Origin of the sequence: Paenibacillus sp. FSL K6-1230 (assembly GCF_038002385.1) — a bacterium.
GTDB classification, from domain to species: domain Bacteria; phylum Bacillota; class Bacilli; order Paenibacillales; family Paenibacillaceae; genus Paenibacillus; species Paenibacillus massiliensis.
Genome location: NZ_JBBOCK010000001.1, coordinates 2,241,461 through 2,264,614, shown reverse-complemented (window position 1 = coordinate 2,264,614; position 23,154 = coordinate 2,241,461). Strand labels below are relative to the sequence as shown.

23 protein-coding genes are annotated in these 23,154 nt (G+C 48.2%); all 23 read right to left on the bottom strand.

Annotated elements, in window-relative coordinates:
- Nucleotides 1-112: 112 nt before the first annotated feature.
- Complete coding sequence (gene proS / locus MKX74_RS10015) at nt 113-1,561, bottom strand: proline--tRNA ligase (RefSeq protein ID WP_341178247.1); 1,449 nt, start codon at nt 1,559-1,561, stop codon at nt 113-115.
- A gap of 57 nt (nt 1,562-1,618) precedes the next feature.
- On the bottom strand, nt 1,619-2,890 hold the full coding sequence (gene rseP / locus MKX74_RS10010; protein WP_018883369.1) for an RIP metalloprotease RseP: 1,272 nt from the start codon (nt 2,888-2,890) through the stop codon (nt 1,619-1,621).
- Between the two features lie 265 nt (nt 2,891-3,155).
- Nucleotides 3,156-4,295, bottom strand: a complete 1,140-nt coding sequence (locus MKX74_RS10005) for a 1-deoxy-D-xylulose-5-phosphate reductoisomerase (RefSeq protein WP_341180551.1) — start codon at nt 4,293-4,295, stop codon at nt 3,156-3,158.
- A 43-nt stretch (nt 4,296-4,338) separates the two neighbouring features.
- Nucleotides 4,339-5,130, bottom strand: coding sequence for a phosphatidate cytidylyltransferase (locus MKX74_RS10000; RefSeq protein ID WP_028589369.1), 792 nt, complete (start codon nt 5,128-5,130; stop codon nt 4,339-4,341).
- Between the two features lie 15 nt (nt 5,131-5,145).
- On the bottom strand, nt 5,146-5,913 hold the full coding sequence (locus MKX74_RS09995) for an isoprenyl transferase (RefSeq protein ID WP_018883372.1): 768 nt from the start codon (nt 5,911-5,913) through the stop codon (nt 5,146-5,148).
- A gap of 87 nt (nt 5,914-6,000) precedes the next feature.
- Nucleotides 6,001-6,555 carry a ribosome recycling factor gene (gene frr / locus MKX74_RS09990; RefSeq protein WP_018883373.1) on the bottom strand — a complete coding sequence of 185 codons (555 nt, stop codon included), beginning with the start codon at nt 6,553-6,555 and terminating at the stop codon, nt 6,001-6,003.
- Nucleotides 6,555-7,283 carry a UMP kinase gene (pyrH, locus tag MKX74_RS09985; RefSeq protein ID WP_018883374.1) on the bottom strand — a complete coding sequence of 243 codons (729 nt, stop codon included), beginning with the start codon at nt 7,281-7,283 and terminating at the stop codon, nt 6,555-6,557. The genes frr and pyrH overlap by 1 nt, the downstream gene beginning before the upstream one ends.
- Before the next feature lie 287 nt (nt 7,284-7,570).
- On the bottom strand, nt 7,571-8,221 hold the full coding sequence (gene tsf / locus MKX74_RS09980) for a translation elongation factor Ts (RefSeq protein WP_018883375.1): 651 nt from the start codon (nt 8,219-8,221) through the stop codon (nt 7,571-7,573).
- Nucleotides 8,222-8,365: 144 nt separating this feature from the next.
- Nucleotides 8,366-9,064, bottom strand: a complete 699-nt coding sequence (gene rpsB / locus MKX74_RS09975; RefSeq protein WP_018883376.1) for a 30S ribosomal protein S2 — start codon at nt 9,062-9,064, stop codon at nt 8,366-8,368.
- 182 nt (nt 9,065-9,246) lie between these two features.
- Nucleotides 9,247-9,876 carry an endolytic transglycosylase MltG gene (locus MKX74_RS09970; RefSeq protein ID WP_018883377.1) on the bottom strand — a complete coding sequence of 210 codons (630 nt, stop codon included), beginning with the start codon at nt 9,874-9,876 and terminating at the stop codon, nt 9,247-9,249.
- Nucleotides 9,869-10,447, bottom strand: a complete 579-nt coding sequence (locus tag MKX74_RS09965) for a hypothetical protein (protein ID WP_028589373.1) — start codon at nt 10,445-10,447, stop codon at nt 9,869-9,871. Before MKX74_RS09965 ends, MKX74_RS09970 begins: the two co-directional genes overlap by 8 nt.
- Nucleotides 10,448-10,480: 33 nt before the next feature.
- Nucleotides 10,481-10,807, bottom strand: a complete 327-nt coding sequence (locus tag MKX74_RS09960) for a hypothetical protein (RefSeq protein WP_226383531.1) — start codon at nt 10,805-10,807, stop codon at nt 10,481-10,483.
- A 91-nt stretch (nt 10,808-10,898) separates the two neighbouring features.
- The gene (locus tag MKX74_RS09955) at nt 10,899-12,308 is read right to left on the bottom strand and encodes a DUF342 domain-containing protein (protein WP_341178246.1); all 1,410 of its coding nucleotides are present in this window, start codon (nt 12,306-12,308) and stop codon (nt 10,899-10,901) included.
- Nucleotides 12,309-12,349: 41 nt separating this feature from the next.
- Nucleotides 12,350-13,138: a FliA/WhiG family RNA polymerase sigma factor gene (locus MKX74_RS09950; protein WP_018883381.1), complete on the bottom strand. Its 789-nt coding sequence runs from the start codon at nt 13,136-13,138 to the stop codon at nt 12,350-12,352.
- 15 nt (nt 13,139-13,153) lie between these two features.
- Nucleotides 13,154-13,573 (bottom strand): hypothetical protein, encoded by a 420-nt coding sequence (locus tag MKX74_RS09945; RefSeq protein ID WP_018883382.1) that lies wholly within the window; start codon nt 13,571-13,573, stop codon nt 13,154-13,156.
- A 3-nt stretch (nt 13,574-13,576) separates the two neighbouring features.
- Nucleotides 13,577-14,074: a chemotaxis protein CheD gene (locus MKX74_RS09940; protein ID WP_018883383.1), complete on the bottom strand. Its 498-nt coding sequence runs from the start codon at nt 14,072-14,074 to the stop codon at nt 13,577-13,579.
- Between the two features lie 3 nt (nt 14,075-14,077).
- Nucleotides 14,078-14,686 carry a chemotaxis protein CheC gene (locus MKX74_RS09935; protein ID WP_018883384.1) on the bottom strand — a complete coding sequence of 203 codons (609 nt, stop codon included), beginning with the start codon at nt 14,684-14,686 and terminating at the stop codon, nt 14,078-14,080.
- A gap of 3 nt (nt 14,687-14,689) precedes the next feature.
- Nucleotides 14,690-15,151 carry a chemotaxis protein CheW gene (locus MKX74_RS09930; protein WP_028589377.1) on the bottom strand — a complete coding sequence of 154 codons (462 nt, stop codon included), beginning with the start codon at nt 15,149-15,151 and terminating at the stop codon, nt 14,690-14,692.
- Nucleotides 15,152-15,184: 33 nt separating this feature from the next.
- Entirely contained in the window at nt 15,185-17,299 is a 2,115-nt protein-coding gene (locus tag MKX74_RS09925) for a chemotaxis protein CheA (RefSeq protein WP_341178245.1), read from the bottom strand.
- 33 nt (nt 17,300-17,332) lie between these two features.
- The gene (locus tag MKX74_RS09920) at nt 17,333-18,817 is read right to left on the bottom strand and encodes a protein-glutamate methylesterase/protein-glutamine glutaminase (protein ID WP_341178244.1); all 1,485 of its coding nucleotides are present in this window, start codon (nt 18,815-18,817) and stop codon (nt 17,333-17,335) included.
- 31 nt (nt 18,818-18,848) lie between these two features.
- Complete coding sequence (locus MKX74_RS09915; RefSeq protein ID WP_341178243.1) at nt 18,849-19,739, bottom strand: MinD/ParA family protein; 891 nt, start codon at nt 19,737-19,739, stop codon at nt 18,849-18,851.
- Complete coding sequence (flhF, locus tag MKX74_RS09910) at nt 19,736-21,112, bottom strand: flagellar biosynthesis protein FlhF (RefSeq protein WP_341178242.1); 1,377 nt, start codon at nt 21,110-21,112, stop codon at nt 19,736-19,738. Before flhF ends, MKX74_RS09915 begins: the two co-directional genes overlap by 4 nt.
- Complete coding sequence (gene flhA / locus MKX74_RS09905) at nt 21,109-23,142, bottom strand: flagellar biosynthesis protein FlhA (protein ID WP_341178241.1); 2,034 nt, start codon at nt 23,140-23,142, stop codon at nt 21,109-21,111. Before flhA ends, flhF begins: the two co-directional genes overlap by 4 nt.
- Between the last annotated feature and the right edge of the window lie 12 nt (nt 23,143-23,154).

Here is a 23,154-nt window from a genome sequence, read left to right as displayed (position 1 = left end):
TGCAACAGAAGCTTCTTATATACTCTATTCAACCGTGCCGAATACGGTGGTGGTGAATGTCATTCACCTTAACACATACATATCCCTACCAAGTAATTGCTGCGTCGAGCTATTAATAGGCTCTAGCGAACACCACAGTATGTGCCGCAGGCTTGCCACAGCACAGGCATGTCTCCTTCACCACTGCAGGCTTGAATGGAATATTACGGCTGGTTGCTCCCGTAACTTCCTTCACTTGGTCCTCACAGGTCTCAGAACCACACCAGCCTGCCAATGTGAAGCCGCGTTTTTCTTCCATTAAGGCTTTCATTTCATCCAATGTGTCAACGTCATAGAAATGCTCATTCATGAAACCTTTGGCCCGCTCATACATCTCACGCTGCACTTGCTCCAGCATAGCTTGAACTTCCTCGACCAGCCTTGCTTGCTCAATGACCTTCTTCTCTCCGCTGATGCGGGATACGAGCACACAGACGCCATTCTCCATGTCACGTGGTCCAAGTTCGAGACGTACAGGAACTCCGCGCATTTCATATTCGTTAAATTTCCAGCCTGGGCTGACATCTGACCGATCGTCAACCTTAACCCGAATGCCAGCCTTCTTCAAATCTGCGAACAGCTCATCGGTACGGGCGAGGACAGCATCCCGTGTCTTTGGTGGGCCGATTGGAATCATCACGACCTGCGTAGGAGCTACCTTCGGTGGAAGGGCCAGACCACGATCATCACCATGCACCATAATCATGGAGCCGATGAGACGTGTACTTGTTCCCCAGGAAGTCGTATGCGCATACTCCAGATTATTTTCCCGGCTCAAATACTTGATATCGAACGCTACCGCAAATTTTGTTCCGAGATAGTGGGAGGTTCCCGCTTGTACTGCGCGTCCGTCTCTCATCATCGCTTCCAACGAGAAGGTATCCACAGCACCAGCAAACCGCTCAGAAGGAGTCTTCTGCCCTGTAATAACAGGGATCGCAAGTACTTCCTCAATCACTTCGCGATAGACCTCCAGCATCTTCATGGTCTCTTCGCGAGCTTCCTCTTCATTCTCATGAGCAGTGTGACCTTCTTGCCACAAAAATTCGCTCGTGCGCAAGAATGGAAGTGTTCTCTTCTCCCATCGAACTACGTTTGCCCATTGGTTAATGAGTACTGGCAGGTCACGGTATGACTGAATCCACTTGGAATACATGTGACCGATCATCGTCTCTGAGGTAGGACGAATGGCAAGTCGCTCTTCGAGCTTCTCTCCGCCTGCCTCAGTTACCCATGGCAGCTCTGGATTGAAGCCTTCCACGTGCTCCTTTTCTTTCTGGAAGAAGCTCTCTGGAATGAACATTGGGAAATAAGCATTACGATGACCTGTTGCCTTAAAACGCTCGTCCATCGCATCCTTGATATGCTCCCAAATCTCGAATCCGTCTGGACGGAACACAATACAGCCACGAACTGGGGAATAATCCATTAGTTCAGCTTTTTTGATGACATCAATGTACCAGCGGGAGAAGTCTTCTCCCTGTGGTGTTATTTCGGATACAAACTGTTTATCTTTTGACATTAGAAAAGCGTCCTCCCGTACCGTCTACAAGCATTCTAGCCTGCATACGACCATTAATTAACCGCTGATCAAGCGTAATATATCGTTATAAGTTACCGCAAGCATAAGCAGGAACAGCATCGCAAATCCAACGAAATGCACCATGCCCTCACGGCTAGGATCAATAGGCTTGCCACGAACGGCTTCAATCCCGAGGAAGATCAGTCTGCTACCATCAAGCGCTGGAATTGGCAGCAGGTTGAAGATACCGAGATTAATGCTGATCATAGCTGTCCAATACATCATCTGCACGAGCCCAGACTTTGCTACCTGACCTGTAACCTCAATTGTTCTGACGGGGCCACCAATGTCATCAAGTGCAAAATTCTGAACGAGCTGCTGCAATCCGCGGAAGATTAGCATGGATGTATCTACTGTGTACTGTCCAGACAGCTTCAATGTCTCACCAATCCCGGCGCTCCGAGTCGGCAGTTCCAGACTAATCCCCACCTTGCCGCCTTCCTGGCCAGGCATCGCTCTCGGAACTACAGTGATATCCATCGGCTTATCCTCACGCTTAATCTGCCAGCTCATTGGCACATCCTGTGAACCAGAGATCAGTTCAATGGCTTTTTGCTGGTCCGCTCCAACAGGGGTACCATTGATCTCATTGATGATATCACCCTTCTGCAATCCAGCCTGCTCGGCTGGTGAGCCTGCAGTGATTTCTCCTATTTTTATGTAGGTTGGGTTATCAATTTGAACACCGTTGACCTGAATGTAGATAGCAAATAAAAAAAAGGCCAACACAAAATTCATCAAAGGTCCAGCAAAAATAGCCAAGGCACGCTGTCCGACCGTCTTACTGCCGTACTGCCGATCTCTCGGAGCAATCTGTATCTCACGGCCTTTGCTCACAATGATAGCCTGGGGGTGGACTGAATAGGTCATCGTTTCACCGTCTGCGAGCAGTGTAATGGTGAGTGCATCCTCCAGGTCGATATGCTGTACCTCACCTTGGATGACATTCTTCTGCTTGTCCAGATCGTCAGTGAACATTCTCTTAACCAATCCGTCAGTCAGTCTAACATTAATGGTCTGACCGGGCTCGATCTGAATCAAATCCGGGTCTTCCCCGGCCATTCTAGCGAAGCCTCCGAACGGTAACAGGCGAAAAGTGAACTGAGTTTCATTCTTCTTATATGAAAACATCTTGGGCCCAAAGCCAATAGCAAACTCACGGACCAAAATGCCAGCACGCTTTGCAAAGTAGTAATGACCCCATTCATGTACCGCAACAACTAGAAAAAACATGAAGAAAATATAGATCACGATCTTAATAGTCTCCAACTGGTCGACACCTCCTTATACTATAATATGCATGTTCTAGGATAACATTATTCTTTTATAATACCAAGAGTTTTTGATGGTTGGCAAATGGTTCATACTCTCAACGAATTCTCAATCTACTCTACGAAAATCACGCTATAAGCTTAAAAAAACGAGACTGCAGATCAGCCATGAATCATAGCCTATACAGTCTCGTATTAATCGTTCTAACGCAGCTCGTTCATATCTCTGAGATGCTCAGTGGCTTACTAGCGTGGCTATAGGCCTATAGCACTGACGCAGCCTTGCGAGCCTCCTGATCCGCCCATTCAATAGCTTCCAGGTCAGGCTGGCTCACCGGCTGATGCTGGCTGACGATTCGCTCAATAATCTCTTCGATCCGGAGGAAAGGAATCTCTCCCTTCAAGAAGCGGGCCACCGCCACTTCATTGGCTGCATTAAATGCTGTGGCCGCCGTGCCACCAGCCTTACCGCATTCAAAAGCCAAGCGTAATGCCGGATAACGCTCATAATCCATCTCGCTAAAATGCAACTTCCCTACCTGAGCAAGCGACAATGGCTTGGCCGGAGAAGGCATCCGGTCAGGATAGGTCAGTGCATATTGGATCGGGACCCGCATATCCGGATTCCCTAACTGAGCAATCATGCTAGTATCAACGAACTCTACATAGGAATGGATAATACTCTCTGGATGAAGCAGCACATGAATGCGATCATAGTCGATTCCGAACAGCCAATGGGCCTCAATGACCTCAAGGCCTTTGTTCACCATGGTAGCTGAATCAATCGTTATCTTCGCTCCCATGGACCAGTTCGGATGCTTGAGCGCATCCTCCACGCTCACACGCTCTAGCTCGGCACGACTGAGATGGCGAAAGGATCCCCCCGAGGCCGTCAACGTAATGTGGGACACGCGATTCAGATCCTCACCATTCAAGCACTGAAAGATCGCAGAATGCTCACTATCAACAGGCAATAGCGCTACACCTTTCTGACGAGCTCGCTGCGTAACGATGTGTCCAGCCGTCACCAACGTCTCCTTGTTAGCTAGTCCGATATGCTTGCCTGCCTCGATCGCCGCAAGTGTAGAGCGCAGGCCCACGCTTCCCATCACCGCCGTTACGACGAGCTCAGCATCGGTTCCTGCAGCTACCTCAACTAACCCCTCGTCTCCCCAGTAAACTGCTATGTCTTCTGGAAGCTGCTGTCTCACTTGTTCGGCCAGCTTCTGAGTAGCGACGGATACTTTTTTCGGCCGAAAGCGCAGTGCCTGCTCCAGTAGCAACTCTACATTCTGACCAGCTGCCAGACCTTCAATCTGATAGGCTTCAGGATGCATAGCCACCACATCCAACGTCTGTGTACCAATAGAGCCGGTGGAACCAAGTAATGAAATCCTCTTCATCATGCACCTTCCTCACGATAACTCATAAACCTTCCTGCCTCTCTCAAAAAGGGAGCAGAAACATATGTATGAAAGGAAATACTACAATCCAGCTGTCACAACGGTCCAGAATACCTCCATGACCTGGCAGTAATCGACCTGAATCCTTGATATCATAGGCCCGTTTGTAAGCAGACTGAATCAAATCTCCTAATTGTCCAACGAGGGAGCAGGCCAAGCCAATGACAATCGCATGTCCCACTGTAAGAAGCCCACCCGAGAACCAGGAAAATACTACAGCTATGACGACAGCAAGTATAATCCCTCCCACAGAGCCTTCAATTGTCTTATTCGGACTGATGGAAGGCCATAGCTTCGTACGACCGAACGCCTTTCCTGCAAAATAAGCTCCTGCATCACTGGACCATATACTGGCCAACAGCAATATAGTCCAAAATAATCCATATGCCATATGTCTTGAATCCGCAATCGCAGAAAAGCCAACCCCCACATAAACAGTACCCAGAAACAGTAATGCTGCTGTATTGATGTTCACCCTATTTTTGGACAGTACCGTAATGACCAGAAATAAAGTCAACCATATCCACAGCATACTGGACAATTCCAGAGGTGGTTGTACTTGTAGAGGCTCATATGGAAATACCAATAGCAGAACTCCTACATAGCTCAGAAGAGCTTCTATGCTAAAGGAAGGGACCTTGATCATACGAATGAATTCATGTATGCCAATCAAGGCCATAGCAAGAATCAGGATATGATAGGGTAGCCCTCCCAGATAGACCATCATAAAAAACAGGGCACCTGCTATAATGCCTGTCAGCAATCGCTGCTTCAACGGCTTCAACCTCCATTACTTCAGGCCGCCGTATCTCCGTGTCCTGCGTTGATACTCAGCCACTGCTTCGTATAAATGCTCCTTGGTAAAATCGGGCCAATAGATATCTGTGAACCAAAGCTCACTGTACGCCAGCTGCCAGAGCATAAAGTTGCTCAGTCTGAGCTCCCCACTTGTACGGATCAGCAGATCCGGATCAGGCATTCCATTCGTAAGCAAGGATTGATCGATCAATTCTGACGTAATATCCTCAGCCTTCAGACGGCCCGCTTCAACCTCACGTCCGAGCGTTTTCATGCATTCCGTTATTTCCATACGACTCCCATAATTCAGGGCAAAATTAAGCACAAGTCCTGTATTATGCTCGGTCCGCCGGATCGCCTCCAATAATGGTTCCCGTGCATACGAGGGCAAATACTCCTCATGCCCCATCATACGTACTTGAACATTATTTTCGATCAGTTCATCCAGCTCAATCGCCAGAAATTCCTGTGGAAGCCGCATCAGAAAATCGACTTCTTCTTTGGGCCGCGTCCAGTTCTCAGTTGAGAAGGCATACATCGTCAAATACCGGATACCGAGATCACTTGCGGCGATTGTCGCACGCTTTACAGCTTTCATACCGTTCTGGTGTCCTACTGTGCGCGGCATGCCGATCCTCTTAGCCCATCTGCCGTTCCCATCCATGATTATGGCAACATGCTGCGGAATATTATCGTTTGAAATGGTCGGTGTCTGCTCTTTATGTCCCCCGCTCCACCAGGACCGAACCCGTTTGATCATGCTAATCCTCCAACATTCTCCCCGAAATGAATCATGGCCCAGAAAGAGACAAACCCCACCTTGACGGAGGGGTCCGAGGTCTCTCACTTATACTTCCATGATTTCTTTTTCTTTCGCAGCGAGTACTTTATCTACCTCTGCAATGAATTTATCTGTTGCTTTCTGAATATCATCCTGATGGCGACGAGACTCGTCCTCAGAAATATCTGTCTTCTCCAGCTTTTTGATATCATCATTAGCATCACGACGAATATTACGCACGGCAACTTTGGCTTCTTCACCGAACTTCTTTGTCATCTTCACGAGCTCCACACGGCGCTCTTCCGTTAACGCCGGGATGCTCAGACGAATCTGGTTACCGTCATTTGACGGAGTCAGACCCAGATCCGATTTCTGAATAGCACGCTCGATGTCAGCCAACGAGGACTTATCCCAAGGCTGAATCATGAGTGTACGAGAATCTGGCGTGTTAATGTTCGCCAACTGGTTCACCGGTGTCGGCGCTCCATAATATTCTACCTGAATCCGATCGAGAAGACTAGGGGTCGCTCGACCTGCACGCAGTGTTGCCAGGTCCCGTTTGAGTGCCTGGATCGCTTTATCCATACGCTCCTCTGCGTTCTTTTTAATCGCTTGTGGCATTAGTCTACACTCCCTTTTACAATTGTACCGATTTTCTCGCCAAGCACAACACGTTTGATGTTGCCTTGCTCCGTGATCGCGAACACGATCAACGGGATATTATTATCCATGCAGAGGGATGAAGCTGTAGAGTCCATTACGCCCAGATTCTTGTTCAGAACATCCAGGTAGGTCAGCTGCTCATACTTCTTAGCAGTGCTATCCTTGAATGGATCTGCTGAGTATACTCCGTCCACTTTGTTCTTGGCCATCAGAATGACTTCAGCTTCAATTTCAGCCGCACGAAGAGCTGCTGTCGTATCTGTAGAGAAGAATGGGTTACCTGTACCTGCCGCAAAAATAACTACTCTGCCCTTCTCCAAATGGCGAATCGCTCTGCGCCGTATGTATGGCTCAGCAATTTGTTGCATGGCAATGGAGGTCTGTACGCGAGTAGGAACGTCAATCTGCTCTAGGGCATCCTGCAATGCCAGTGAGTTCATGACGGTGGCCAGCATGCCCATATAATCAGCCGTTGCACGGTCAATACCGTTGGCGCTGCCAGCAATCCCCCGCCAAATATTCCCGCCTCCGCACACAATCGCTACCTCTACACCCAACTCTACTACATCTTTAACCTGTTGGGCAATCGACGCAATCGTATCGGCATCAATTCCGTATCCATTTGGACCCGATAATGATTCACCACTAACCTTCAGGACAACACGTTTAAATACTGGACTTTCCAAATGTTCAACCTCCATTGATATTCCATATTTGTTAATGCGCCTGACGAAACAAAAGCTCCTGACGGAGCCTGGCCCCGTCCGGGGACCGAAGGATCGTGCCCGCAGGAAGCTTATGCTGTCAAGGAGCTGTAAGACAGACCACATATCGTAGTTGTTTTCCTTGCGATTATAGAAGCATTTCAGTTCGGCTGAAATCTTATTCATTCTATAATCTAAAGAAAAGGAACACTGCTGTTGCCGTGTTCCAATTCTGTGTCTAATGTACTATAGACCCCGAGGGGCTATCATTATTGCTTAACTTGAGACATAACTTCTTCGTAGAAGTTGTCTTCTTTCTTCTCCAGACCTTCGCCCAGCTCGTAACGAACAAAACGACGAATGGAGATGTTCTCACCAATCGTGCTGATTTTTTCGTTCAGCAGTGTAGCGATTGTCTTGTCTGGATCTTTAACAAAGGATTGCTCCATCAAGCAGAACTCTTCGTAGTACTTGCTGATGCGGCCTTCCACCATTTTCTCAACGATGTTAGCTGGCTTACCTTCGTTCAGCGCTTGAGCTTTCAGAATTTCCTTCTCTTTCTCAAGCTCTTCTGCGGATACTTCTTCACGACGTACAAAGCGAGGGTTGGAAGCTGCGATATGCATCGCGATGTCGCGCACGAACTCTCTGAATTGGTCTGTCTTCGCTACGAAGTCAGTCTCACAGTTGATTTCTACCAGCACACCAATTCTACCGCCAGCGTGGATGTAAGATTCAACTACACCTTCAGTTGCGATACGGCCAGCTTTGTTCGCTGCTGCTGCCAGACCTTTTTCACGCAGGAATTCGATTGCTTTCGTCAAATCACCGTTTGTTTCTTCGAGTGCTTTTTTGCAATCGAGCATTCCTGCGCCTGTTTTTTCACGAAGTTCTTTTACTGCGCTAGCATTAACTGCCATATTTAATTCCCTCCAAAATTGAATTTAATTCCTTTTGCTTTAACGCAAGGCTGAATTTATTCCTTAAAAAAAGGGTAGTGAAAGGCTTCCACCTACCAACCACCCTTTTCATTTAATTCATGTGTATTAGCAATCCAGGGCTAATTAAGCAGTTGTCTCTTCGCCTTGGTTTGCTTCCATAACAGCGTCAGCCATTTTGCCAGTCAGCAATTTAACTGCACGGATCGCATCGTCGTTACCAGGGATAACGTAGTCGATTTCGTCCGGATCACAGTTCGTATCAACGATACCAACAATTGGGATACCCAATTTGCGTGCTTCTGCTACAGCGATGCGCTCTTTACGAGGATCGATGATGAACAGGGCACTTGGCAGACCCTTCATGTTTTTGATACCGCCCAGGAATTTCTCAAGACGATCTTTCTCTTTGCGGAGAAGGATGACTTCTTTCTTAGGAAGAACTTCGAATGTACCGTCCTCTTCCCAAGTTTCCAGTTGTTTCAGGCGATCAATACGTTTTTGAATAGTTTGGAAGTTAGTCAATGTTCCACCCAACCAACGTTGGTTGATGTAGAATTGACCAGCACGAGTAGCTTCTTCTTTTACAGAATCCTGTGCTTGTTTCTTAGTCCCTACAAACAGGATTGTGCCGTTATCAGCTGCGATGCTTTTAACGAAGTTGTAAGCTTCCTCTACCTTTTTCACTGTCTTTTGCAAGTCAATGATGTAAATACCGTTTCTTTCAGTGAAGATATAACGATCCATTTTTGGGTTCCAGCGACGAGTTTGGTGTCCGAAATGAACCCCAGCTTCCAGAAGCTGTTTCATGGAGATTACTGCCATCTTCACGCACCTCCTAAATTTGGTTTTTTAGTGTATCCTCCGTCGACATCATTTTCCACAAAGACTTCCTTACAGAAGCACCCCTTTGCAAAATTAATCGACGTGTGTTTTTAACACCGTCATTTAATATACCATAACACAAAGCTCCTTGCAACAATAAAACCGTCCCCTGTCCGATAGTCTTATCGGGAAGGGACGGTCGTGAATTTGGTAATGATGGAATTCAGGCTCTCACCTTTTTCAAGCGTATAGGTACCAGAGCGAATTTTGCGGTTTATTTTCTTGGCATTAGCTGCCTCCATGAAGTCACTGGCACTCTGCACAACCCCTGACTTCTCCAGTTCCTCTGCTACTGCGGTCAGATTCTTGCCTGGAGCAATCCGAAAGGTGACAAGTTGCTTCGCGGCCTTTGCCTGCTGCGGTGCCACTGCCTCCTTAGGTGTATCCACTGCCTTCACTGCTGCTGTCTGCTGCTTATTCGTCTCCTGGGGAGCAGAGCTTTGTGGTTCCGAAGGGGTTGATGGCTCCTGAGAGGGATTTGCCGTGTCTGGAGCTGTCGGATCAGCAGGCGTTTTGTTGCCTTGCTCAATGACCTTTTCACGCCACTCATCCTCTGTCATAAGCTCCTCTGAGCTTTCAATCACCTTCAGGTCCAGTCTCGCAGCAGCTTCCTCCAGTTGCTCGCGTGTCAGCTCTTGCGTATTCATGGAGGACACGCTCTGTGCCTGACCAATAAGGGCTAGCTGCAGCAACAGAGCACCAGCGATCAAGCCTGTACCAAGCCCAAAAATAAATAAACGTTTTTTAATCATGCTGGTCCTCCTGCTCGGCAAGCTGTAAAATCAACTGGACCTCTCCGCGCTGAATTCCTGTCTGCTTCACGATGAAATCGACAGACTTTCCTTGCCCGTATAAAGCAAACAATTCGGGATAACGATCCCGTATGCTTGGCCTTGTCTCTGGAACAGCCACCTCCGACTCTTCTGCCTGAAGCACTGCTTCCTCCGTAATCGCGGCTTCTTGTTCAGCTACGACCAAATTCGCAGCTTGCCTCTCCTGGAACTGGATGAAATCTGCAGCTTGCTTCGACAATTCAACGGGCTCGCTACCTGTCCGTTCCAGATCCACGACGCGCTGCCTCAGCTCTATAACCTGTTCTTGCAAAGCAGCATTCTTCGCTGCATGCTCACTCTTGATCTGAGTTACGATCTCAATGAGCTCATCGTTACCATGCTCAATGTCAGCCATGTATTGCTCAAGCGTAGCCTCTACATTACTCAGGACCTTTTCGTCCGAGGCTTGTGCATTCTGATTCTTTGGCAGCATCCAAGCATATAGCATGAGCGCCAGCCCCAGCAGGGCAATCATGATCCATGGCTCCACAACCCATCTTCTCCTTCTTATGATGATTTTCTGCTATAGCGACAGGTCCAGATGGTGTCCTTTGTACGGATGCTCTGCCTTCGGCTCTTCTGCTGACTCGGTCTGAGTGCGAGCCTTCTGATCCCGATGTCGTTGCGACTGCTGTTGTCCGTCCTCCTGGTCCTTCAGCTTCACGAAGGCCTCCGAGGATTCCGAGACGTTGACCGGCTTATTCCGCTCGGCATCAGCATCTTTTATTGCCTGTTCTCCAAGATGTGATTGTTCATTCATAGCTCTATGCCGATATTCGCTTTGATACCTCCCTGCTTCACTTGTACGAGGCACGGCTATCTGCAATTCAACGGCTTTCAAACTCATCATCACCACACCCTTCACTGGTTTGCATTTTGCAACAGTCGACTCAAGTAGCACACGTGATGTCTGCAAACGATCAGTTCAACTGAACAAGCTATTAGGCCAAAGCTGACATAGTGATATCTCCGTCAAAATAATAAAATGACATTCTTGATACCGGATCTTTAATATATTTCGTGTATCTGCCGATAACTATTTTAGAGCCACCATAAATGACATTCTTAACCTCTACCTTTGCCATGGTGGTATCCTCCAGCATTTTCTCAATTTCAAAAATGCGAACCTTGATTTCACCGGCTTCACGCTCGCTGGATTTCTGAGTAGCTGAGAGCTTTACTCGCATCGCCAGCTTATCAGGGGTCAATTGACCGGCTGCTGCCAATTGGTCCAAAATATGAAGCGCTTTATTTGTCTTGTCCATGCTGGCCAGTTGCAGCTTCAACTGGTCCCGCAATGTTGTTAATTCATTACGCAATTCTGGCAACACGCCTACTTCAATGGAAGTCAAGGTGGACATTGTATTCCCCACCGTGCGTGCACTTACCCTTTCGCCCGCCTGAATACTTCCGCCAACAATCAGGCCCTTCGGACCACCACAAGTTACGTTTCTTCCGGCCCTTACATGGGAATGCATGATGCTCTGGGATACAAGAATATCCACTCCTGCAATGACATTGCCATCCTGAATAAATGAGCATTTGACATCCTGCCCAGCCTTGACATGTCCTTTGTTGTAACCGATGATGCCACTGCTGATCTCTACGGAGCCTGAGGCTTCAATTTCAGCCCCCTCGACGCCTCCGATGACACGGATATCCCCATCTGCTCGGACACGAAAGCCTGTCAGCACGTTTCCACGGATGACCACAGTACCAACAAAATCAACATTGCCAATGCTGTAATCAACATCTCCATTGATTTCGTAGACCGGAAAAACATTAATCTTATCGTTGTCTGTTTTGGTAACCAGGCCATCAATTGCCGCATACATGGCGATTCCTTCAGGATGAATAACTACGTTTTTTCCAACCTTGAATCTTGCCTGTTTACCTTCCTTATAAGGAATCTCCTCATTCGTGACCGCAATACCAGGCACTCCAGGTTCAGGAGCTACCAACTCAGCGATTAACTGACCTTTACGCACATTCTTCAGCCTGGTTAGTTCTTTATAGTCTACTACTCCGTTGTTATGTTCAAGTGGCTTATGCTCATCATCCTGCAGCATAACATCTGCATACATGACATAGCCATCTACACCGTGAATCGGTTGCTTTCCTTTGGCAATCAGTGTCTTGGTATGCAAAAACAGCTCCGGCCTAACACAAAATTCAGCCAGTGCTGCATCGATGATACCAAAGCGAATCTGATTACGTTCCACGAACTGCTCCAGCTCCGGCAATGAGCAAGTGAAATCCTCCACCGGCTTGACGAACTCAAGATATGCAGCGCTTTTATCAGCAGATTGTGTAATTTTAAGTACAGATTCTAAGGTATGTGGCTGCTCCATTGCAATTAGCCCCCTTTGCATCAGTTCATTCCGATTTATCTTTAATCCTTGCTCATTAACAGATCCTTTTGCTTGTCTAGGGCTGCACGTAAGCGAAGAATTGCCTTGGAATGCAGCTGGGAAATGCGGGATGGGGAGAGCGACATTACCTCAGCAATCTCGCTTAAGGATAAATCCTCATAATACAAGAGGGATACTACCGTACGTTCTTTCTCTGTAAGCTTATCAATGCCTTGGACCAAGGCTTCCTTTAAGTAAAATTCATTGACCTTATGATCCGGATTTTTCGCTTTTTCATCTACCAACAGAGAAAGTCTAGTCTCGGATTCCTCTTCCCGAATCGGGTCCTCCAGAGAACAAATGGACATGACCGCTACTTCCTGCAACATCGTATTGAATTCCTTCTCCGAGATGTCCAAGTAATTGCTCATCTCTTCATCGCTTACGGATCTGAGATAACGCTGCTCCAGATGCTGATAGGCATCCTCAATCCGTTTAGCTTTTTCTCTAACCGAACGCGGGACCCAATCTCCCTGACGAAGACCGTCCAGAATGGCGCCACGTACACGCCAGGAGGCGTAGGTCTCAAATTGCAAGCCTCGCTCGTAGTCAAACTTTTCAATAGCGTCAATCAAGCCCATTACCCCATTGCTGGCCAGATCATCTTTGGAGACATTCTTGGGCAAGCCCACAGCCAGACGGCCAGAGACGTAGTCCACGATGGGAAGATAGTTCTCGATTAACTGCTTTTTGGCTTCCACTTCACCATGTTCTTTCCATTGCTCCCACAGCTCCGAGTAATTCAAATGAGCGGCTTTTCGCTCGTTCATCGAGTTCACCCTTCCTTATTGGTCTGTCAGGTGACGAACGGCCTTGGCCAATTCCTCAGGTTCCTTGGTTGTAACTAGCTTGGGCGGGTTCAAAGGCGTGAATGCTGCTTGTGCCGGATCAGGTTCCGGCTTTGGCTTCAGCATGTTGTTCAGATCTTCACCCTCATCAGGAGTAACCAGGTCCAGATTGGTGCCGAGACCTTGCTCCTGCCCGTCCTGCCTCATGTTAGACAGCCCGGCAGACGACAAATCTGGTCTGGATACATACCCGATCACCCAGCGAACCAGATAAGCCAGGATAAACCATACCACAAAAGCAATTATGCCACGTATGAAGCTCGTCACCAGCAAGTTTTTGCCGGTAGATAACAAGAATGTCAGCACAAACCCAAATATTCCAGACCACAGATTAATGCGCAAGCTTCCAAATAGCATAGTTTACAGTTCCTTTACACCTTTTTGTACGCTCCGAATACTCAAAACGCCAGTCTCACAATTCAATTCAATTGTTCTGCCGACACTTCCGCCAGTGTCTTCACCTAGCAGTGGGATCTTCAGATCCAGCAGGACATCCCGACAGGATTCCACATTCCGGGGACCGATTCTCATCGTATCCCCGCTGCCAGCAAATGCAAACATCTGAGAGCCACCAGCCATCTTGGCAACAATCCGGTGCTTGGATGCTCCCATGGAAATCAAGCGATTCAGCAGCTCCGGAAGGGCTGTGTCAGCATATTTGGCAATATTCAGATTTCCTTCACGGGCAATCTCCGAGGAGGGCAGCATGACATGTGCCATGCCTGCCAGCCTCAGATTAGGATCGTACATCGTTAATCCGACACAGGAGCCAAGGCCTGTAGTTCGGATTAAGTCTGTAGAACTAGCCACGTTTAAATCAGCCATTCCGACTTTAATGATGTTCTTTTCCTCAATCATGATTTAACGGACTCCTAGTGACTCAAATATTTTCGCAAAGGATTCTGGATCGGGAATCAGGAAGAATTGTCCCTCAATCTGATCCTGCCCTTCTAGAAAAGCTGTGTCAATCAACAAGGCGTCGTTACCCATTTGGCCGAATTGCAAGAGTCCATAGCTCAGGATAGCACCAGCCATATCCATCGCAAGTCCCGGTACGGTAGGGAACATGGACAGCTTGGTAAAGTCCGCCAATGAGGACAGATAAGAGCCTGCCAGAATGTTGCCAATTTCCGAAAGAGCTGAATGTTCCATCTCATTAAATGTTTCGTCATCGTCCGACTCAATTCCTGCTAATCTGCGCACCAGACTTTTGGCGGCTTCAGGAGAGAGAATAAAGAACAGATTGCCAGGGACCTCTCCCTCCACTCTAAAAAAAATAGCAATGACAAGCCGCTCAGGCCCGCCTACTTTCTCGGCTATCTCCTCGAATGGAAGAAGCTGTACCTTGGGAACACCCATGTCAATTGGCTTATCCAGGAGACGGGATAGGGCTGTCGCCGCATTCCCTGCTCCGATATTGCCAACTTCCTTCAGCACATCTAGCTTGAAATCCTCCAAATGATTAAACACGGCTTAGTCCTCAATACTTTCCAGCTGGACAATCTCGCTCTTATTCAAGACTTCTGCAAGATTCAGCATAATCAGCAGACGTTCTTCGCTGATCTTCGCTACACCACGTAGGTATCTGGCTTTCACGCCGCCAACGACCTCTGGTGGAGTCTCAATACTGTCTGTATTGAGATCAATAACATCATTCGCAGAATCTACGATAAAGCCTACTTGCATCTCATTTACAGCCACAATGACAATCCGCGTCTGGTCCGTATATTCTGCTTCAGGAAGGCCAAAGCGTCCACGCAGGTCGATGACTGGGATCACGACCCCACGCATATTGAACACACCCTTCACGAAGGTGTAAGTCTTCGGTACCCGCGTAATCGGCACCATCCGTTCGATGGACTGAACCTTATCTACCTCAATACCGTATTCCTCGTTCCCCAGTTTAAAGACGATAACTTTAATCTCTTCTCCCATGTCTAAAGACCTCCTCCAATGAGTTAAGCAGCTTTATTTAATGAAAACATTCGGGTCAAGAATGAGTGCTACCTGACCGTCTCCAAGAATGGTTGCACCTGAAATCCCTTGAATGGCCGGCAGATATTTCCCCATATTTTTAATGACAATTTCACTTTGTCCAAGGAAATCCTGCACTGAAATCGCAGCAAGTCGATCCCCTTTGCGGATGACTACGATTTCTGTCTCTTCCTCTTCGTTTTCATTAAAATCAGGTACCTCGAACACTTCACTCAGAGAGATCAACGGAATCGTGAATTCACGGTATGAGATCATCTTGTTACCATGTACATTCCGGATACGGTTGCGCTTGATAATAGCTGTCTCCAGGATTGAGGAGAGCGGAATGGCATATTTCTCGGAACCAATCTGCACCATCATGGCTGCGATAATCGACAAGGTCAGCGGGAGCTGTACAGAGAAATTGGTACCTTTTCCAGGTGTCGAGAATATCGTAACATTACCGCCGAGTGATGTAATCTTGGATTTGACCACGTCCAGTCCTACGCCACGACCAGATACGTCGGAGATGACCTCTGCAGTACTAAAGCCCGGAGCGAATAGAATCTGGTAGGCTTCCTCATCGCTCATAGCGTCAGCCTGCTCCTGCGTAATGATGCCTTTCTTGATGGCATTTCCCAGCACCTTGTCACGGTTAATACCAGCGCCATCATCTTCGATCTCAATGAAGACATTGTTCCCACTATGGAAGGCACGAAGGTTTACTGTACCAATCTCCGGCTTGCCAGCAGCAATACGATCGGCAGCGGATTCGATACCATGGTCTACTGAGTTACGCAGCAAGTGAACCAGCGGATCCCCAATCTCATCAATGACTGTGCGGTCCAGCTCAGTCTCCGCGCCAGTAATGATAAGCTCCAGCTTCTTGTCCAGCGTCTTTGCCAGATCACGAACCATTCGAGGGAACCGATTAAATACCGTGTCGATCGGAACCATCCGTAGCTTCAGAACAATGTTTTGCAGGTCTGAGCTGACACGGCTCATGTGCTCAACCGTCTCCGTCAAGGACTGACTGCCCACTTCCGAAGCCAGCTGCTCCAGACGAACACGATCAATCAGAAGCTCACTGAAGAGGTTCATCAGGACGTCCAGACGTTCAATATCCACGCGGATCGTACGGCTCTGAGCTGCTGCTCCATTCTTCGCAGGACTACTAGCCGCCTTGGCAGTCTTTGGAGCTGCAGTTGGTTGTACAGTAGCAGCTGTAGGAGCTATAACTGGCGTCACTGCCTCAGCTACAGCTGCAGCCATCTCTGTAGAAGCAGCTCTTGCAGCAGCCATACTCTCTTCTGTCATGTGCCGGAGCGATTCCTCATCCAGCAAAGTCAGCACTGCGTCTTCAATTTCGGAAATCCCTTTTATTTCTTTCTCCAGGTCAGCGGCGTCCTTCTGGGTTATGTAGTACAACGAGAAGCCGCGGTCGAATTTCTCTTGTTCAATGTCCTGCACCGATGGGTAAGCCTTCACTATTTCCCCCGAGTTCTCCAGAACGTTGAACACCATGAATGCGCGGGCAGCCTTTAGTTGACTCTCCTCACTCACCGTAACCTGAATATAAAGTACCCGGTGACCTTCCCTGATGGATTGCTCCAGGATTGAGTACTGGTATTGATCGAGTTCAAGTCCTGCATTGGTGTACGATACTGTAGCTTCAGCAGGGGTTCCTGTCGCAGCTATTTCAGCAACGGCCGGGCTTGCTGTTTTGAAATCACCACTCACAATTGATTGCAGGGAGGCAACAATTGAGGAGACATCTGCCTTTCCGTCTCCGCCCTCCATAATGTTCTGGACCATGGATTCCAATGCATCCAGCCCTTTAAAGAAGGTGTCGAAAATGAACTCATGCATATCAAGCTTTTCATTGCGCACTAGATCTAGTACATTTTCCATTTGATGTGTTAGTGACGCCAGGTCTTCAAAGCCCATTGTTGCTGCCATACCCTTCAAAGTATGGGCGGAACGGAAAATGATTTGAACGATTCCGAGATCAGTCGGATTGCTTTCCAATTGAAGCATATTTTCGTTAAGAGACTGCAGATGATCATTCGACTCATCAATAAACATGGATAAATACTGATTCATGTCCATTGTGAGACACCTCCTCCATGAGTTACACTCCGATTATTTCACAACTTGTACAAGCTTTGGCGCTATCTGGTGCAAAGGTAACAAGTATTGCACACAATTCAACTCCACAGCAGAGCGGGGCATGCCGTATACCACACAAGTCTCCTCATTCTCTGCAAACGTAGATCGAACTCCCGAATCGTAAAGCTTCTTCATCATTCTGGCTCCATCACTACCCATGCCTGTCAACAATACCAGATGTCGCTCCAGTGAAGTGAGCGAGGCAAGTGATTCGAACATCGTGTCCACAGAAGGTCTATGTCCGTTGCGTGGCTCCTCTGTCGTTAAGGAGAATGCGTATTTACCGCCGGATTGTGATGTGACTCTTAACTGATAGCCGCCTGGTGCGATATAGGCTGTCCCACTCTCCAACGTCATTCCTTGTTCTGCCTCAACGACCCGAATAGCGCTTAGCGAATTCAGACGCTGGGCAAGAGAACGGGTGAAATTCGGCGGCATGTGCTGCACAATTACAACGGGAGCAGGGAAATCGCCTGGAATCTGTTCCAGGAACGCCTTTAAGGCTCGCGGCCCCCCTGTAGAACAACCGACAGCCACAAGCTTACGGAACTGGACACCCCCGGTAGGTTTCTTCACGCTCTTTGCAGACTCCTCTGCCAATAATGATACGGTTGGCGGATTGGCCTTTGTTACTACTGGAGTAGTCTTCACCGGCTCTGGTGGTTTGGCAGTCACCCCAGAGGTCTTCTTCGTTACCGAAGGATCAGCAGGCTTCTTCTCACTGAAGCTCTTGAGAGGCTGTGCTTTTCCGATTTCCGCTTTGCGAGGCTCTGTCCTACGAGGCTCTGTCTTACGAGGCTCGCTAGGCTTGGAAGCACTTAGCTCCTGCCAAGTCCTGCGCGATTGTTCATCCAACTCTTTTTTAAGTAGCGGTTGGGCTGGGACAGGCTTGGGCTCTGCATTAGGCGGGACCTTAAGTACAGCTTGAACAGATTCCTCCGATTGTGATGGCTTCGGAGAAGGCACCTGCGAATCCTGCTTGCGTTCTGCCGGGGGTCTGCTAGACAGTGCAGGCTCGGTTTGAGAAGATTCCTTGAAGCGTTCCTGCTTCCTCTCAGCCGCCTGTACAGCTGCCTTCAATCTCTCCAGCAGTTCGACCCCCACCTTCGCAATATCGTGAGAATTGCTGATTGAAGGTTTGCGGATGAAATCAAAAGCCCCAGTTTCCAACGCTATGATGGTCTCCTTCATCCCCTGCTCATTAATGGCAGACAGCATAATAACGGGAAGGGGGCATTCCTTCATAATCAGCTTTAGCGCCTCTAAGCCATTCATTTCAGGCATCTCGACATCCATCGTCACCAGATCGGGCTTCAGGTGTCTAATCTGTTCCACAGCCTCACGACCATTGCTGGCTGTCCCAGCAATTTCAAACGACGCGTCTGCTACGATCAGATCGGAAAAAATTTTCCTCATGAACGCAGAATCGTCAACGACGAGTACACGATATACTGTCATTCATTTCACACCTCTGTCCTCGTTTCAAGAATCATTTGGTTGTCAATCGAAGCCATTTTTGCATGAAGCCCTTGATTCCTGTCACGGTACCTCCATTTTGCTCTGGCAAAGCCATGCCTGCATAGTGATGAGCCAAGCGCACAAGATCCCTTGTCGCTGGGCAGCCTGGAAACCCAAGTGAGAAAGGGACCTGCTTTTTGACAGCCTCGCTCACATGAGGATCATCACTAATGTAGCCAAGCAGCGGAATATCAAGGTTCAGAAATCGACTGGTGACTAGTGAAATCTTATCAGCCACAAGACGGGCCTCATTATCGTTATCGGCACGGTTGACGATAATCTTAAATTTTGTATCTGATTGATTGCCACTTACCACCTTTATAAGTGCATATGCATCTGTAATGGAGGTAGGTTCTGGCGTTGTTACAATTAAGCATTCGTCCGCGGCCATGATGAATTTCAGGTTCTCCATCGACAGACCGGCTCCGGTGTCAAAGAAAACATAGTCCATGTCAGTGGCTAGGAGTTCTATTTCTTCCATAAAATAATCCAAATCAGCAGATGTTAACGAGAACAGCTCCTTCACACCAGAGCCGCCTGGCACAAAAGGGAGTGAGTTGGCCCCCTTTTGCACAATCTGTGTCATTGTCTTTTCCCGTCGCAGAACATGGGAAAGGTTGTAAGGAGAGGATGTCCCCATTAACACATCAATGTTAGCCATTCCAATATCCGCATCGAAAAGTAAAACCTTTCTTCCAAGCGATTGAAGGGCCAATGCAAGATTTAGCGTAATATTGGACTTGCCCACCCCGCCTTTCCCGCTCGCTACGGTAACGATTCTGGCCTGTCCAGTTCTTTGGGGTAGTCTATATTTATCCAAAGTAGACATCAGCTGTCTCAACATCTGAGCTTGATCACTCATGACGACTCACCAAGCAACATATTTAGTAGCCGCTTCGTATCTGGCAAAAATACATCCTCAGGAACGTTTTGTCCGTTGGTCATATATGATATTTTCAACGGATACTCATGCAGGAGATTGAACATGGCTCCAATACTGCCTGTCTCGTCTGCCTTCGTGAAGATGACCTTATCCAGATGATACTGGCTGAAATGCTGTGCAATGGTCTTCATATCTTTACTTTTGGATGTGAGGCTGAGTACCAGGTATGTTTCGCTATCCTCCCTATGAGCCAGCAGGCTTTGGAGCTCGGATACAAGCAGCTCATTTCGGTAGTTCCGCCCAGCGGTATCCATCAGAATCAAATCGCAGGCTTCCAGGCGTTGCATGGCCCGATGTAGATCACTAGGGGATTGAACAATCTCTAAGGGAACATTCAGAATGGAAGCGTACGTTCTAAGCTGATCAACTGCTGAAATCCTGTATGTGTCAGATGTAATGAGCCCTACCTTCCGATTGAATCTGAACAGCTGCTCTGCGGCCAGTTTGGCAATTGTCGTCGTCTTGCCGACACCCGTTGGTCCCGCTACATATATGATTCGGGTGCTTAGCTCAATACCGCCCCCAATACGCTGGTCGATGAAGCCTTTCAATAACTCCCGAAATGCTTGTTCCCAGTCGAAGTCACTTGCGCTGGACAGCTCTCGGTCTCTTTGCTGATACACCATTTCCAGCCAATCATCCAGCAGTTCGCGGTCTACATCCTGTTCAATCAGGCGTTCACAAATGCGCTGTGCCGGCTCTGGTAGCTGTGGTTCCGTGACCGCGCTTCGGGACAAGCGGGTCATCATCAGCTTCATTTCGCGTATTTCCTCTAATAGAGATTGGTCTGCTGTGCTTACTTCAGCATATGCAGGAGGTTCATTCTTGACTGCACGATGACCTGCTACAGCCAACAGCTCCTGCATCTGAGCCTCGGAAAAAGGTGCCGAGACCTTCGCCTGCGGCACGCTCTGCTCAAGCTGAATATCATTCGCTCTGACCTGTTGTTCTGTATTCGGCCGAGCCTGCGGCGGCGCATAATCCTCTGCTGCTCTTCTATAAGCGTTTGGCGCGGCAGAGCGTGGCACCGTCACGGGTCGTGGAGGCTGCTCTTCTTCAATAAACAGCTTCTCCGCAGGTCTTGCTATTGTAGCCGTATTGATGCGTGGTGAAGAGTCAGCCTCCTTTTCGAGTGCAGCAATAACCTCTATCTTTCTCTGACGGAACATACCTAGGAAACCGCCAGTTTTCATAGGCTTCGTACTTAGTATTACAGCGTTGGAACCCAGGTCTTCCCGAATCTGCTGCATGGCTTCCGGCATGGTGTTTACGATATACCGTTTAACCCTCATAGATTCACCACCCCGACACTTTGAATTTCAACGTTAGGCTCCAATTCACTGTATGACAGTACCGGTACATCCTGCATGGTCCGCTCCAGTACCTGTCGCAAATACATACGAATCGTTGGTGAGGTTAACAAAATTGGCTGCTGACCAGACTGAATCAAGCGATTGACTTGCTCTGAAATCTTCTGATAGACCGTCTGGGTTGAGATAGGATCCAGTGCTAGATAGCTTCCTTGCTCCGATTGCTGTACACTTTCTGCAATCTTCTTTTCTAGCGAAGGGCCGACTGTAATCACCTTCAGCGTATCACCTTGTCTGGAGAACTGCTGAGTAATCTGACGTGATAGCGCCTGACGCACATATTCTGTAAGCACATCCGGGTCCTTCGTGTAGGCTCCGTAATCTGCGAGCGTCTCGAAGATGGTCACAGTATCCCGAATGGATACCTTCTCCCGCAGCAGCTTAGCCAGTACCTTCTGCACGTCGCCAATGCTGAGTACGGAAGGAATCAGTTCATCCACAAGCACCGGATAGCTCTCTTTCAGATTGTCTACAAGTGCACGTGTCTCCTGTCTACCAATCAATTCGTGTGCATGACGTTTGATCATCTCCGTTAGATGTGTAGCAACTACCGATGGCGGGTCAACCACTGTATAGCCTGATAGCTCTGCCGCATCCTTGGTTCCTTCATCAATCCATAATGCTGGCAGACCAAAGGCCGGTTCCGTGGTCTCAATGCCTGTTATGCTTTCATCATCGTACCCGGGACTCATCGCCAAATAATGATTCAGCAGCAGTTCACCGCCACCCACTGCATTTCCTTTTATCTTGATGATGTACTCATTGGGCTTCAATTGAATATTGTCCCTGATCCGAATAACCGGTACAACCAGTCCCATCTCCAGCGCGCATTGGCGCCGTATCATAATAATCCGGTCCAGCAGATCTCCTCCTTGCTGGGTATCCGCTAATGGAATCAGCCCATAGCCGAACTCGAACTCAATTGGATCTACTTGCAAGAGGTTAATGACACTTTCAGGACTTCGAACCTCTTCAATCTGCTGTTCCTCCTCCAGTTGTTCTTCCTCGATCGATTTCCGATCCAGATTCTGCTGCATTTTCCTGGCCACAAAAAAGAGCAATATGGCCAGAGGCAATGTCGTAATCACATGAATCGGTGTGAAGAAGCCGAGTAGAGCAACCGTTACAGCAACGATATAAATAAGCTTTGGATATTTGAAAAGTTGCCCTGTCAGGTCATCAGCCAAATTTCCATCAGAAGAAGCTCTAGTAACGATTAGCCCTGCAGCAGTAGAAATAAGCAGAGCAGGAATCTGACTCACGAGTCCGTCCCCGATCGTTAGAATCGAATACGTGGATAATGCATCAGCGAAGCTCATCCCCTTGACAGTCATTCCGATAATAAAACCGCCAATCAAGTTGATAACCATAATGATGATACTGGCTATGGCATCTCCCTTAACGAACTTACTTGCACCATCCATTGCACCATAGAAGTCAGCTTCTCTTTCGATCTTGCTGCGACGCTCACGAGCTTGCTGTTCATTAATAAGTCCTGCATTCAGATCCGCGTCAATACTCATTTGCTTACCTGGCATAGCGTCGAGGGTAAATCGAGCCCCAACCTCAGCTACACGCTCCGAGCCCTTCGTAATGACGATGAACTGGACGACAACGAGGATCAGGAACACGACGAAGCCTACTGCAATCTGTCCTCCAGCGACCCAGCTACCGAAGGTAGATACTACTTCCCCCGCATGACCCTCGCCCAGAATCAGCTTAGTCGTAGACACGTTCAGGGATACCCGGAACAATGTCGTAATGAGCAGGAGAGCCGGGAAGATCGAGAATTCGAGCGGCTCGTTTGTGTTCATAGCCACCAACAGCATAATCAATGCAATCGAAATATTAATGACCAGCAAAATATCGAGCAGCCATGCAGGGATCGGAAGTATCAACATAAGTACAATACCGATGATACCAACAAGGACAGTTATATTTTTAGTTTTCAATGGTCTCTTGGC

Excerpts from the sequence above, each read along its gene's own strand:
- MKX74_RS09960 (WP_226383531.1), bottom strand. The coding sequence starts at position 10,807 with ATGATGAGTTTGAAAGCCGTTGAATTGCAGATAGCCGTGCCTCGTACA.
- MKX74_RS09995 (WP_018883372.1), bottom strand. The coding sequence starts at position 5,913 with ATGATCAAACGGGTTCGGTCCTGGTGGAGCGGGGGACATAAAGAGCAG.
- MKX74_RS09940 (WP_018883383.1), bottom strand. The coding sequence starts at position 14,074 with ATGATTGAGGAAAAGAACATCATTAAAGTCGGAATGGCTGATTTAAAC.
- MKX74_RS09925 (WP_341178245.1), bottom strand. The coding sequence starts at position 17,299 with ATGGACATGAATCAGTATTTATCCATGTTTATTGATGAGTCGAATGAT.
- MKX74_RS09920 (WP_341178244.1), bottom strand. The coding sequence starts at position 18,817 with ATGACAGTATATCGTGTACTCGTCGTTGACGATTCTGCGTTCATGAGG.
- MKX74_RS09950 (WP_018883381.1), bottom strand. The coding sequence starts at position 13,138 with ATGAACGAGCGAAAAGCCGCTCATTTGAATTACTCGGAGCTGTGGGAG.
- MKX74_RS09955 (WP_341178246.1), bottom strand. The coding sequence starts at position 12,308 with ATGGAGCAGCCACATACCTTAGAATCTGTACTTAAAATTACACAATCT.
- MKX74_RS09915 (WP_341178243.1), bottom strand. The coding sequence starts at position 19,739 with ATGAGTGATCAAGCTCAGATGTTGAGACAGCTGATGTCTACTTTGGAT.
- rpsB (WP_018883376.1), bottom strand. The coding sequence starts at position 9,064 with ATGGCAGTAATCTCCATGAAACAGCTTCTGGAAGCTGGGGTTCATTTC.
- proS (WP_341178247.1), bottom strand. The coding sequence starts at position 1,561 with ATGTCAAAAGATAAACAGTTTGTATCCGAAATAACACCACAGGGAGAA.
- flhF (WP_341178242.1), bottom strand. The coding sequence starts at position 21,112 with ATGAGGGTTAAACGGTATATCGTAAACACCATGCCGGAAGCCATGCAG.
- MKX74_RS10005 (WP_341180551.1), bottom strand. The coding sequence starts at position 4,295 with ATGAAGAGGATTTCATTACTTGGTTCCACCGGCTCTATTGGTACACAG.
- MKX74_RS09930 (WP_028589377.1), bottom strand. The coding sequence starts at position 15,151 with ATGGGAGAAGAGATTAAAGTTATCGTCTTTAAACTGGGGAACGAGGAA.
- MKX74_RS09970 (WP_018883377.1), bottom strand. The coding sequence starts at position 9,876 with ATGATTAAAAAACGTTTATTTATTTTTGGGCTTGGTACAGGCTTGATC.
- frr (WP_018883373.1), bottom strand. The coding sequence starts at position 6,555 with ATGCCACAAGCGATTAAAAAGAACGCAGAGGAGCGTATGGATAAAGCG.
- MKX74_RS09945 (WP_018883382.1), bottom strand. The coding sequence starts at position 13,573 with ATGCTATTTGGAAGCTTGCGCATTAATCTGTGGTCTGGAATATTTGGG.
- tsf (WP_018883375.1), bottom strand. The coding sequence starts at position 8,221 with ATGGCAGTTAATGCTAGCGCAGTAAAAGAACTTCGTGAAAAAACAGGC.